Annotated in this window: 10 protein-coding genes; 1 reads left to right on the top strand and 9 read right to left on the bottom strand. The window is 39.4% G+C overall.

Annotation, left to right across the window (positions count from 1 at the left end):
- Position 1: 1 nt before the first annotated feature.
- The 9 genes from ORQ98_RS12980 to ORQ98_RS13020 form a co-directional block, all read right to left on the bottom strand.
- Positions 2–934, bottom strand: a complete 933-nt coding sequence (locus tag ORQ98_RS12980) for an LpxL/LpxP family acyltransferase (RefSeq protein ID WP_274689239.1) — start codon at positions 932–934, stop codon at positions 2–4.
- Positions 931–3,072: a peptidase domain-containing ABC transporter gene (locus tag ORQ98_RS12985; RefSeq protein ID WP_274689240.1), complete on the bottom strand. Its 2,142-nt coding sequence runs from the start codon at positions 3,070–3,072 to the stop codon at positions 931–933. The genes ORQ98_RS12980 and ORQ98_RS12985 overlap by 4 nt, the downstream gene beginning before the upstream one ends.
- A gap of 91 nt (positions 3,073–3,163) precedes the next feature.
- The gene (locus ORQ98_RS12990) at positions 3,164–3,340 is read right to left on the bottom strand and encodes a hypothetical protein (RefSeq protein WP_274689241.1); all 177 of its coding nucleotides are present in this window, start codon (positions 3,338–3,340) and stop codon (positions 3,164–3,166) included.
- 430 nt (positions 3,341–3,770) lie between these two features.
- Positions 3,771–5,228 (bottom strand): PhoPQ-activated protein PqaA family protein, encoded by a 1,458-nt coding sequence (locus ORQ98_RS12995; protein ID WP_274689242.1) that lies wholly within the window; start codon positions 5,226–5,228, stop codon positions 3,771–3,773.
- A 949-nt stretch (positions 5,229–6,177) separates the two neighbouring features.
- Positions 6,178–6,408 carry a FeoC-like transcriptional regulator gene (locus tag ORQ98_RS13000; protein WP_274689243.1) on the bottom strand — a complete coding sequence of 77 codons (231 nt, stop codon included), beginning with the start codon at positions 6,406–6,408 and terminating at the stop codon, positions 6,178–6,180.
- Between the two features lie 3 nt (positions 6,409–6,411).
- Positions 6,412–8,745 carry a Fe(2+) transporter permease subunit FeoB gene (gene feoB, locus ORQ98_RS13005; protein WP_274689244.1) on the bottom strand — a complete coding sequence of 778 codons (2,334 nt, stop codon included), beginning with the start codon at positions 8,743–8,745 and terminating at the stop codon, positions 6,412–6,414.
- Positions 8,745–8,981, bottom strand: coding sequence for a FeoA family protein (locus ORQ98_RS13010; protein ID WP_274689245.1), 237 nt, complete (start codon positions 8,979–8,981; stop codon positions 8,745–8,747). Before ORQ98_RS13010 ends, feoB begins: the two co-directional genes overlap by 1 nt.
- 90 nt (positions 8,982–9,071) lie before the next feature.
- The gene (locus tag ORQ98_RS13015) at positions 9,072–9,389 is read right to left on the bottom strand and encodes a hypothetical protein (protein WP_274689246.1); all 318 of its coding nucleotides are present in this window, start codon (positions 9,387–9,389) and stop codon (positions 9,072–9,074) included.
- Complete coding sequence (locus ORQ98_RS13020; protein WP_274689247.1) at positions 9,382–10,581, bottom strand: NnrS family protein; 1,200 nt, start codon at positions 10,579–10,581, stop codon at positions 9,382–9,384. Before ORQ98_RS13020 ends, ORQ98_RS13015 begins: the two co-directional genes overlap by 8 nt.
- 204 nt (positions 10,582–10,785) lie before the next feature.
- On the opposite strand from ORQ98_RS13020, the gene ORQ98_RS13025 reads away from it, so the two are divergent.
- Positions 10,786–13,230, top strand: a complete 2,445-nt coding sequence (locus ORQ98_RS13025) for a phosphoketolase family protein (RefSeq protein WP_274689248.1) — start codon at positions 10,786–10,788, stop codon at positions 13,228–13,230.
- Positions 13,231–13,655 lie beyond the last annotated feature (425 nt).

Here is a 13,655-nt window from a genome sequence, read left to right on the forward strand (position 1 = left end):
CTTATTGAACTAATTTAGTTGGCTGAAAATAGGTACCCACTTGTTGCCAGTTCATCCATTCGCTTGGTCTTGCTCGAATGGATTGTTCGAGCATCCGTACAACCGCATTAAGATAAACTTGCTGTCCTTCTACACCTGGCTTTTTCCTCACATAAAAAGGTGATTTAATCTGCAAACAGGGTTTTTTACGTGGTTCAAAAGCATTTCCCTGTAGTTCTATTGGTAATAGTGGGCATTGGGTTTGGTATGCAATTTTAAGGGCGCCAACAGCAAAGCGGGCTTTTTTGCCAAAAAAACGGGTTTCCTGAGCTGTGCCAAATGCGCCACTGAGATCACCATAAATAATGACAACCACTTGTTGTTTCCGTAACTTTCTAAGGAGCTGTTTTAAGTCCTGGCTATCGGTTGCTGAGAGAATACTGACGTTTAGCTGGTGAGTATTGATCAGTTTATTAATCCAGTTAAAGTTTAAGCCTGTAGTATGTGCACCCCGTAAAATAACCAGTTCATATTCAGGGGGTAGTAATGGCCAAACTACAGAACATAGGCTAATAAAGTCACCAAAATGGAAGGGTAATAAGATAGCATTTTGTGATTGTGCTAATAGTTTTCTCAGTGGCTCCACATTTGTAACGGTGATACGTTTGTTAACAAAGTTTAACCAACGTTTTAATCCAATTCGGCAACAGAGAAAAAAGCAAGCAATCAGTTTATATTGATTTTCAAAGAAGCCAACAGCATGGGCGTAAGCAATATCGCTTTCTTGCTTAAGCAGTAACCGAAAATTTTGGTGTTGGTTATTGATATCCGCTCTGGCAAAAAGCGTCGATTGTCTGCCAAACCAGCCAGCAATTGAGATCACCCAACGGTGGGGTAAGGTATAAGCCGAAATAAAAAGGAATAATAAGGCAAGTCGGGTATACCAGTTTCTCATGACTTGATGGCCTTCTGTTTGGTGTCTTTGATGGCATCATGGAAAAGGTGACCTTTACGCATAAGGTAAATACGATCAACCCCAGGTAATAACTTGAAGTCGTGGGTGACGATGATTGTGGTACGCTTTAGCTGCTTGATATTATTAAATACTTTCGTAGCGGTGACTCGGTCTAAATGGGAAGTAAATTCATCTAACAGTAAAATATCCGGGTTTTTATATAGCATTCTGGCAATCAATAGCCGTTGTTTTTGGCCTGCAGATAAAAAGCCTGCATTTTCGCCAATTACGGTACGATAACCAAATGCAAATTGCATAATATCATTATGTACTTCAGCAACTTTGGCGCACCACTCCAAACGCTGGTCATCCACTTCACCAGCAAAAGCACAGATATTATCAATAATAGTGCCACGAAACAGTTGGTCATGTTGGGTGACGATACCGATGCGTTGACGGTATTCATTGATATTCAACTGGCTTATATCGGTTTTATTGATAAAGACACTGTTGGCTGACGGCTTGTATAAACTAGCAATGATATTCAGCAATGTTGTTTTGCCACTACCGGTTTGCCCAACAATACCCACAATTTCACCAGCAGTTATGTTCAGACTGATATTTTTTAAGATAGGCTCTTCTTCACCTTTGGGGGTATAGCTTAAATTGCGAATCTCAATGGTATTAGGTTTTTCAACAAGGGTTTTGGGTTTATTATCCAAGCGTTGGTTTTCACTGGGTTGCGAGACAATATCGTAAATTCGCTCCAAGTGCACCTTCATTACTTCTTTGTCGAGAATAACATCCAATACCTTGAAGGTATTTTCTGCAAAAACATATTTAAACTGAATAAAAGCGTAAAGTTCTCCTACAGTTAGCTTGCCTTTGATCACTAGTAGGCTGCCAACCAGAATAATTGCCATCTGTTCGATATTTAGGCAGAACTTGCTGAGCACATCAAAGACAATTTTGACTTTCTCTTGTTGGCGGTTAGCAATAATGTAATTGAGAAAATTATTTTTCCAAAGAGTTGTTCTTTCAATTTCCCCTGCACCAAATTTAATTGAATGGATATTACTTAAATTTTCTATCAGATAAGCATCAGAGCTGGCTTTTTTATTAATAGCTTCTGCTGCAGCCTGCTTCAGCGGTTTATGAAAGAAGTAACGAGAGCAAGCAAAGATCGTCATGGCAATAAAAATTAGCCCAGAAAGCAGGGGGCTGTAATAGAGCATTAACACTAAACTAATGACAGCACCGATGATTAATGCCACAGAAGTCGCTAAGCTGCCAGCAATGTAATTAGTGACTTGTTCAGCAGAGTTAACTCGGGAAATGATGTCGCCAGAAGTCCTTACTGAAAAGTAGTCAATAGGCAGGCGTAGTAAGTAAGCAACAATATTACCTTTAACTTTTCGGTTTAGGCTATTGGAGAAGTAACTGATTAAATTGGCATTTAAGTACTTAAAAACCACTTCATATAGAAAGATCAAACCAAAAATGATGGAGAGCAGGTAAACGACATCAGTATCTGCTTTACTGATTGCTTCATCAACGGTGAGCTGAATATAAAAGGGGGTTAATAGCCCGAGTGCCTGTAAGGTTATGCCGGTGGCAAAAATAATAAAAAAAGAAGCAGGGATGCCTTTGATATATTTAAAAAAATCGCTTAATAATAAGCCGCGTTCCTCAAATAGAGTTCGTTGACCAAAGTTGATATCAGGAATGAGTTCTATAGCATAGCCGCTAAGGTAGTCGAGATAATCTTCACGGTAAAGGGTGCGACGTCCCAGTGCTGGATCAATGATTGTAATAGCATCACTACTAACTTTTTCTAAAACCACGAAGTGGTTTTGCCCCCAGTGTAATATACAGGGCAGATTAAGGGTGTCTACCGCGTTAACATCAAAGCGGATTGGGAAAGCTCTTAAGCTTAGTTCACCAGCCACTTGCACTAAATTGTATATACTATGACCAGATTCAGCAGAAGGCGGATAATGTTTACGCAAATAACGTAACGACGTTTTTTGACCAAAACTACTGGTAATCATCGCCATGCAGGCCAGTCCACATTCAGTGATTTCTTCCTGTAGAATAACTGGAATTTTACGATGCTTATTTGTTTTTTGAGACAGCATTATTATTTTAAAAATAGCTAGTAGTGGCCATTAGTAAACCTGCCCATCACTTGTTATTACATATGATAGGCAGATAAAGGTACTTATGGTGTTATGACTTAACTTTAGAAGCACCAATGACAGCATTTTCAATTGCAGCAATGGCGCCGCCAATGCCAGTTAGAATGCTGCTAGCTACCTGTGTAACAGGGCCTAGATCAACCCCCCCACGGATGTTTTTAGTTTCTTCTAAAGAAAGCGCTTCTTTTTTATTCGTATTTTTTTGCATAGACAATCTCCATATATAATGGGTTTATATATAACTAAAAAATTTTTAATTAGATAAACCCCTTATTTTTATTAATTTCTAATATTAAAGGTGATATGCGTCAAGTTTTGCTCTTTGGAGACGAACACCTATGACGCTCATCAAGAATAGCAGTTTTAGCAGGGCAAACAGTGAATCTGTTTACAAAATTATGCAGACTGAATCAATATATTTTTGTTAATTATTTTGACAGCTTTTAATTAGCTAATACAAATATATTGAGTAACTAATCAAGGTTGAGGTGTAAATCTATTAAGATTTTACTAATGTTGAATGTTAACTACTTAAAGTGATGAATAAGGATTTAATAAAAAAGCAGATCGAATAAAATGATAGTTACAGGGGCAACATAAAGGTTGCCCCTATTTTGTAAACTATATTAATTATTAGGCTAATTATAGCGATTGGGTGTAATAAACGCGGGTGACGTTGTAACTAGGCTATGCTCACCTTTTTGGTAAGAGAACTCCACGAAACGAGATACATAACCTGTTTTATGCTGTATGGTTGGAAGTTCATATACACAGAGCCTTTTTTTGCACTCACCTTGCAGTGGTGATGCCGCATATTTGATATTAGAGCTGATTCTAAAGTCACGTTTTTCCGGGTTGTATGCTTGCCATAACTTAACATGAGTAGGTTTAAAGCGAGTTGTTATCTTTACCTGATGATTATCTTTACTTGCATGCCAATGTAGTGTTGGACGGTGTGCATTATCGACGATCATTTTATAATAGTTTTTTAGTGCTTTACCGGCTATTGTAAAATCAATATAGTGGCGTTGGTTAGGTACAATGCGTATAACTGTTTCACCTGGAAGATAATCAATATATTGGTTTAATGAGTCTGGAACAAAAAAATCATCAGAAGACGCATTAATAATATACTTAGGAATTGATAATCTGGCTTTGTACTGACTCTTACTGAGGTAGGTTATTGGATCTTCAATTTTCATTAACTGGCTAAACTGTGAGCTGCCAATCCGTTTGGTGACTCCTTGTTGTACATAGTCTCTAAATGCTAATGGCCAGTCTTCTAAACTGTTTTTGATGTGTAGTAAATTTTGCTTGGTATTTAATATATCAATCACGATAGGAATAATGGCATTGACTCGTTGGTCAGCTAATGTAGCTAACCAAGCTGCCCAGCCACGCTTGCTAGCGCCTGACAGTGCAAAATGTTCTGGTTTAGGGTACTGTTGGTTTTCCGCCTCTTGTTGAATAACATCCATAGCGACTACAACAGCCTTAGTCATCGGTAAATGGGCAGACCAAAAAGCATGCTTTGCTGGGTCATCCATGTACTGGTTCCAGGTGTACGCCATAATACCATCTTCTCGTCTGGCAATGCCGTCATCAAAACGTAAATATTGATTAGGAATATCTTGTAAGTCAGCCACAAGAGTATCGGTTTCTTTTGCTATGCCAATAAAATCAAGTGGCACCAGTTTTGGTTGGTGAGGCTGTTGTTCTGGAAAACGGGTTCCTCCATTGATGAAGAGGAGTGCTTGTTTACTTTGTAACTGATTAGGGATATACAATGTAAGCTTGTGCTTCCAGTGTTTACCTGCATCACTTATGCTTTTATCTGGCCAGAACTGACTGGTTAATTCATAGGTATAAATAGTAATTGAGTCATGTACGTTGGTATCAATTAGCTTCCAGTTTGGTTGTATTGACTTTTTAGCAATAAAGCAAGATAACACTTGCTCAGGATATTGGGCTAAATAATGTTTACTGCAGTTTGAAGCTTGATCCTTAGCATATACAACACTTGTGCAACAAATAGCCAGAGCCGTCAGAGTGTATTTACATTTTGCCAGGCTTGCTTTGTTATATAAAAATAGCACTTGTATATCCTTCTTTGTTGTTGGAGCCGCTAGATTACACTATGAGAGTCATGTTGAGTATACTGAAAATAATAGGCGATAGTATAGTGTAAGCTCAGCAGTCAAATGCCCAGCCAGGTACCATTGAGAGGGGAAGATGAAATGAGTAAAAACAGATGGTATTAACTTTATTTTTACACCTAAAAATGATTCATGATGGGTATAGATCAAGTCAGTTGTTTATTAGCGGCTTGTCGAAAATGTTTTGCTTCAGACAATTACTCTTTGGCCAGATTTTTCAATAATGACTCGTAGTTAATGATCAAATATAGTGATGCAAATACACCTGCTGCAGTCAGCATTATACCAACAATATTAAAGTTGATGATTAATGTAACTAATCCAATTATTAACCCAAGTAATAGATTGAACAATATTACAAAAACAATCGCCTCAAAAAAACGCCTATTCACCGCATGTGATCCGCATGAATTTAATTGTAAAGACTTACTTATAGTTGAACGCTTGAACAATAATATGAATCATAGATAAACTCAACGCGAATTTTGAATATTTACATATCTTTACACCTGAAGATAAAGGGATTGAAGGAATAAGCATTATTGCTCAATATCGATAGTGTTTATTTCATGTTATCACTATAGGTTATGGTTTGGCTGGTCTTTACTGTTTATTTGTGTTGGCTTTCCAAATAAAAATATCCCTGTTTTGATAGTTTGAATAAATCTTCATAGCACCCTATTTTGCTTTAATTGAGAAAGCACTGCCATAAGTGTTAGCAAATAATTTGGTTTACTGAGATAAATTACCAAGCCTCTATACCCAATACGAATGGTTGTTATACCCCTAGGGCACAAGGGTGAGGAGTGAAGACAGTTAAATGCTCCATGCTTTAACTGCATTCACACCATCCTTGGTGATTAGGAGTGAAGATAACAAAAACTAGAAATCATTCGTGAAGGGTATACAAGGAATAACAATAAATGGTACTGGTCTGAACATTACAGCCACTACAGCTTTTATTACAACGTTTGGGGTTATGCTTGGTAATAACACTTTTATGTTCCCAATGTTTTAACATATCTTCAATGACCAGTGCTGGCGTATGGAAGTGCTTAGCTAATCTTTCCAGTGAGACAGATCGTTGTTCTTTAATATAATCACGCAGTTCTAATAACATAGTTTAAGCATTCACAACGTGTTGGTTGATAATTGTTAGCTTATTAACTCGCCGTTTTAATAACATGAGTACCACTATCCATAAGCTGGTTAGGGTAACAAGCCAGCCAATAGAATAATGTGGGTGTTCGGCAAAAGTGGCTATCTGGTAATATACCGTAGCTGTTGTGTAGGCTACCGCTAGCGTCCAACCGGCGACTAGCCACATCCAGCTGGTGTTTGCCTCACGAAAAATAGCCCCTAAGGTAGCCAGGCAGGGGGTATAAAGTAAGATAAATAACACGTAGGCAAATGCTGCATGTGGTGAGCCAAATAAATGATGAATAGTTGAGAAGGTTTCAGCTGCTATGGCTTGCTCTTCTGCTGCTATTTCTTTATTGGTTGTTTCACCTATATTCATCCCTAAAGGGTCATCTAAGCCATCAGCTAAGCTAACTAAATTTATTGGAATAGTTAATAACGCGGAATAAATTTTCTGCCAAAAGTCCAGTGGTTGAGGGGTATCTAGTGATTGTGTGGTAGCATTTAGCTGGCTGTACATAGCATCCAAGGTACCAACCACTGCTTCTTTAGCGAAAACACCAGTGAAAATTCCCACTGTCGCAGGCCAGTTGTCACTATTTATACCCATTGGCTCAAACAGAGGTGTAAGTGCTTTGCCTGCTGCAGTGAGGACGGATTTTTCTGTATTTTCGTTATTAAAGGTTGCATCTGTACCCAGGCTATTGAGCACATTTAATAATGCTACCATTACAATAATGATTTTGCCTGCTTTAACAATAAAGCCTTTAAGGCGGCTCCAGGTGTGGGCTAAGACAGTGTTGGCTGTGGGTAGGTGATAATCAGGCAACTCTAGAATAAAAGGACTACTTATGCCGGGTAGTAGAGTATGCTTCATAATGATGCCAGTCATAATAGCAAGCAGGATACCGACAAGATATAAAATAAACACTATGTTTTGGCCATTATCAGGAAAAAAAGCAACAGCAAACAATGCGTAGACAGGCAGGCGGGCGCCACATGACATAAATGGCGTCATACAGATGGTTAATAATCGGTCCCGTTGGCTTTCTAGGGTGCGAGTTGCCATGACGGCAGGTACATTACAGCCAAAGCCGATTAACATGGGAACAAACGCTTTGCCTGGTAGACCAACCCAGCTCATTATTTTATCCATGATAAATGCAGCTCTGGCCATATAACCAGATCCTTCTAACAAAGCCAAAAATAAAAATAAGCAGGCGATGATAGGAATAAAAGTAGCAACTGTTTGAATGCCGCCGCCAATACCATTGGCGAGTAATGTAATTAACCAGTTAGGTGCATGTATTTGGCTCAGCCAATAGGTTGGAGTATCAACAAATAAGGTGCCTGCTGTGATATCAAAAAAATCAATAAATGCACTGCCAATATTAATACTAAACATAAACATTAAATACATAATACTTAGAAATATTGGGATACCCAATATCCGGTTAAGCACAATGTTGTCTATTTTTTCAGTCATTGATATTGAGAGGCTTTCTTCTGTAGCCACTACTTGTTGAGTGAGCTGATTAATAAATTGATAACGATCATTGGCAATCAGAATGTCTAAGTCTTCACCCATTTGTTGGGTGATATTTGTTGTATGTTCTTGTGCGAGTTGTTGTAATACAGTTTGCCAAGTAGAGCTAGTATGAATAATTGCAGGAAAATGGTTGTTGATTTCATTATTGGCGAGTAAATTGATTGCTTGCCATTGAGAAATAGCAGGGTGATCATCAGGTCTTATTTGTTGTATAGCCTGCAGAATTAACTTGTTATACGGCTGTGGGGGGAGAGGAATTGTTGGTTGTTTGAGTGCTTGGGCCACCAGCTTTTTCAGCTCAGGTAAGCCTTTTGACTGTTTAGCGATGATTGGCAACACCGGGCATTTTAATTGTTGTGCCAGTTGCTTGATATCGATCGTTTGTTTCGCTGAGGCAAGTTTGTCCATCATGTTGAGGACAATAATCATGGGTTTTCCCAACTCAAGTAACTGAAGAGTTAAATATAAGCTGCGTTGTAAATTAACTGCATCAATAGTATTAATGATCAGTGATTGGGAATCTGTTAATAAATAGTCAAGGGTAATCTGCTCATCAATAGCTGTATTTTCTACACCATCCAAGGAGTAGAGACCGGGTAAATCAATGACCTTAATCGTTTGTTGGTTATATTGATAAGAGCCTGTTTTTTTCTCAACAGTTACACCAGGCCAATTACCAATCTTTTGTCGTGAGCCCGTTAATGCATTAAATAGCGATGTTTTTCCACAGTTAGGATTACCGACTAAACAGACAGCTGATAAAGACATCAGGATAACTTCTCCACTTGTACAACATCTGCTTCATTGCGGCGCAGACTTAGCCTGTAACCACGTAAAGTGACCTCAATGGGGTCACCTAAAGGGGCCACGCGAGAAATGGTAATAGTTGTACCAGGGGTAATCCCCATGGCTAGTAATTGACGACGGTAATGGGGGTTGCTGTTGCAGATGCCTGTGACATGCCCACTTTCGCCAACCTGTAAGTGTTTGAGTGTGTGTTGCATAGTTTTTAGGCAGGTATATGTTTACTGTTTTACAAGGTCTGGTGTGTAACCAGTTTACCGTTGACGATAAAATGACTGTTTTGACTTAGATCAGTGAGAATGCAACTGATTCTTATTTTTCTTATGGCTTGCTGAGCTTTCGATTAAATGATTTTTCTGTAATACCCGATAGATTTTTTTGCTGGTTTTTGCCAGTCGGTCGATTTCGCCAAGGGTTGGCACCTGCCCGGACTGCAGCTGAGATTCCCAGTCATCCAGTTCTCTTGAGAGAAACTCTAAGAGTTTTTTTGAACAGCCATGGCAAGTGCCAGCACATAGTACTGACTCAGGGGTATCAAAGGGGATTGCTGATCTGATTTGGTTGATCAAATCTTGCATTGCAACTGGTGTGGTAGGCTTTTTAACCAAACTGATGATCAACCCTGGGTTTAATTAAAATTGGAGTGTAAATAATAAGGAAGAATACAAAAGCTGCAATCCAGCATAGTTGTGATATTACAATCCAATTGACATAATGGCTCATATCCAGGATTGGTAACAACACTCTGATGACACCACCCATTATCAAGATCATACAGGCTAAGCCTACCAATTTTGGTGGCTGCTGAACATTTCGGCCTGTATGGCCAAGCGAAACACGACTCATCATACTCAGTGTAACTAGACCGATGCCACCAAAGGCCATACTGTGAATCGCGAGAAAAACTGGTACATAATGATAGCCACTAAGCGCAAATAATAAAAAACCGATGATAATAAAGTCATAAGCCAGGTATAAACTCCATAATAAGGGTTTACGCCATATTCCCTTGGTATACCAGCCTGCAATTCTAACTAAATGAATAACAAACAATAATGCAGCTAACCAGGCGGCAATAATTGTGTAGTGAGTAAAAACGGTGGCAATAAAAAATAATAAAAAAATCACCAACGAACTAATATCAAGCCAAAGATAATTTTTTAAGGTAACTGGATAACCAACCCCACGCTCAATAAAAAAAGGGATAACTCGGCGCCCCATGGTTAATATCAAACCAATGATAAGGTATAAACCTGTGTAGTTCCCCCAGCGAATGCCTGATTCAAGAATACCAAAGGCTCCCAAGTAAAACAGTATATTGGCAAGCCCCATTAAGAGGAGTTTGGCCATAATTCCCAGCTGCTTCCACTGTTTGACTTTAATAATAGGAACTAATACGCAAGGGATCAGTAATAGGATGAATAATATATCCATCACAGCAGCGATTAATAACCCTTGCTCAAATAGAATAGCGATTCGTGGTATTAGCCAACAACTAAATAGCAGTGCCAGTTTAACGCCATGAATAGTTTGAATTTTTGTCCAGTTTTTAACGGCAGTTAATAGAAAGCCAGCAATTACTGCTAGGCTATAACCAAATATCATTTCATGGGCATGCCAGGCAATGGGGTTTATCGCTGGGGTTGGAATTGACCAGCCTAGTCCATAAAACCCAAGCCAAATGAAGATGGAAATGATAGCGTAAACTGCAGCCCCAAGAAAAAAAGGACGAAAGCCAAGATTAAACAAAGCCAAGCGAGATTGATTTGGGTTTTGACCAGGTAATGTCATTAATGCCATATATATTTCCTTCTGTACCCTAACGATCACTTGGCTATTGGGCGACTGGTTTTTTCTTATCTAACGTGTAACCACAATAACCTACTACGGTTGTAGGGTATAAACTAATAGGATTCATTGATGTAGGTCAGTATTTATGATGTCCCTGGTTTATATGCTTGTTTTAAAAGACTTTTTAACAGTGATATTAGGACTACTTCTGTAATGATAGCTTCAAATTCTCGTGAAGATACTTTAATAGAACAGCGTGCAGCACTGATTCGTGACAAGGATAAGGATTTTGCTAACTGGGCAGCAGGTTATGGCGTGATTAAGCATAGTGCTGAAACACAGTTACGTATTTACGAAATGGTTTGTTTATTGGCAACAGAAGGGGGTGTTACCAGTAAAAGCGAGGCCTATCAACAACTAGCGGCGTTGGATAAATTGACCTGTGCGGCGATGTGGTTAGTTGTCCATATGACTTATGCCAAAAATGTCTATTTAGATGGTAGAGAGTTAACTGCTGTAGATTTTAAGCGCCAACCGCAGGGGCATACGGGTGGTTCACTCAACATGGTGCCTGGTTATATGGGCTATATGGGGGTTAATGCATTAACAGGTATTACCCGGCAATGGTTAATGGGACAAGGTCACTGTGTCGCAGCAATCGATGCGGTGAATTTGTTATTAGGAAATACAACAGCTGTTCACAAAGAACACTATGACTGGTCTGATCAAGGATTAACCCGTTTTGTAAGGGATTTTTACAGTTATTTGGTGAATCAACAAGGGAAGCCCGTTTCACCACTGGGTAGTCACGTTAATACCCATACGGCAGGTGCAACCATTGAAGGTGGTTATTTAGGTTTTGCTGGCTTGTATTATGTTCACCAACCCATGCCAGGTGAGCGCTTAGTCGCTTTTTTAAGTGATGGTGCATTTGAAGAACAACGGGGTAGTGACTGGGCCCCTCGGTGGTGGCGAGCTGAGGATACGGGCTTGGTGACTCCGATTATGATTGCCAACGGTCGTCGTATAGATCAGCGTACTACCATGAGTCAGTCTGGTGGTTCTGAATGGTTTAAACAGCATTTAGCGTTAAATTATTTTGACCCTGTTGTTATTGATGGTACGGATCCTGCCGCTTTTGTGTGGGCAATTTTTGAAATGGAAAATCGTCTACAAGCAAGGGCCGAAGCAGTTAAGCAGGGTAAACAGCATTACCCGATAAAGCTCCCTTATGTAATTGCAGAAACAGTAAAAGGCTATGGCTTTCCAGGTGCTGGTACTAATGCTGCCCATGGTACACCTTTACAAGCAAACCCTGCCAAGTCAGCAGAAGCATTAACGGCATTTAACCAAGGCGCTAAAAAACTTTGGGTGTCTGATGATGGGCTGAAAAATGCAGTTAAATTGGTTAATAATCATAATCAAGTAAGTCGTCCTAAAGAAAGTACGGTAAAACAGCTTACAGAAAAAGCCAAAGTAAATAGCCCGTCTCTGCATTGGAAACAGGAGCTGTATGATAATTACTCCCCTATGGCAGGATGGGACGAAAGCTTTACGCAGTTAGTAAAAGAGAACCCGCATTTACGAGTGAGGGTAGGTAATCCAGATGAATTAAGAAGTAATCAAATGAACCAAACCCTTGACTGGCTCAAGCACAGAGTAACTGAACCTGAACAAGGTGTTGCTGAAGCCGTGGGTGGTAAAGTGATTACAGCACTTAATGAAGAGGCAGTAGTCAGTGCTGCATTGGCAAACCAACAAGGAATTAATTTGGTCGTTTCATATGAAGCATTTGCAGTGAAAATGCTGGGTGCACTTCGCCAAACGGTTATTTTTGCACGACACCAAAAAGAGGCGCAACAACCTGCAAATTGGCTAAGTGTCCCTGTTTTGCTGACTTCTCATGTTTGGGAAAATGGTAAAAATGAGCAATCTCATCAAGACCCAACTTTATCTGAAGCGTTGATGGGTGAAATGACTGATATGGTAAGGGTATTGTTCCCTTGCGATTGGAATAGTGCTGTAGCCACAATGCAATCAACTTACACCAGTTATGGGCAAATTTGGCTAGCGACATTGCCTAAATTACCTGTGCCACTCTTTTTCTCAAAAGAACAGTCCGTCAGATTACTTGAAGAGGGTGCAGTATTAGTCAGAGGTGCTGCTGAAGCATCAATTCAATTAGTGGCAGTGGGTGCTTATCAATTAATAGAAGCATTAAAAGCCAGTGACCGTCTAAAAGAGCGAGAGATACCCCACTCACTTGTTTATATTATAGAGCCAGGTCGATTTAGAGTGGCAAGAGATAAAGCGGAAGCAGAGCAGTTAGTGGCTGATGACGTAATGGATAATGTATTTCCAGATACCGTTAACACAAGAGTATTTGTTTGTCATGGTCGCCCAGAAGTGTATCTTGGTATTATGCGGCAACTGGATCTGGGAACTAAACAGACGGCTGCTGTAGGCTATATCAACCAAGGTGGTACTTTGGATATAGGTGGAATGCTTTATGCCAATAAAACAACGTGGGCACATATTTTATACCAGATTGCTAAGACTGCATCGTTAAACCCACAAGCTATTCTGACAGAAAAAGAAATTCAAGCGGTAACAGGGGCTGGTGACCCTTATGCAATTATTGCTAAACCTTATCAGTAGATATGATGTCCATACTTGATAACCATTTAGCGGTGTTAGGTATCCTTTTTTTACTTTGGCTAATAACTGATGTTATTGGCCGTAAAACTCACCTGCCTTGAGTAACTTACCACAAGCATTGTCTTGTAAATAGTGATTATTTACAAACTCAATATATGGTTTCTCGAAAAATTTATTCTGAGCAACAGAATTAGCAACCACCCTGCTGATATTATTTTTAGTTTCTTCTATTTGTGCATACCTAGCTCAGCCCTTTTTAATTTTTCATAGGCTGTTATAGGGTTTTTGAGTTGTTATAGCATGCTTCTCTGAATGACTGATGAACCCTCGTAGCAACGATAGGTTTCCATACATTCAGCTATCAGCGTGTTTTCAAAGGGCTATAGGTAAAACGCAAGTTAATATAAACTTACTTTGTTGAAGGT

It is taken from the genome of Spartinivicinus poritis, assembly GCF_028858535.1.
Taxonomy (GTDB): Bacteria; Pseudomonadota; Gammaproteobacteria; order Pseudomonadales; family Zooshikellaceae; genus Spartinivicinus; species Spartinivicinus poritis.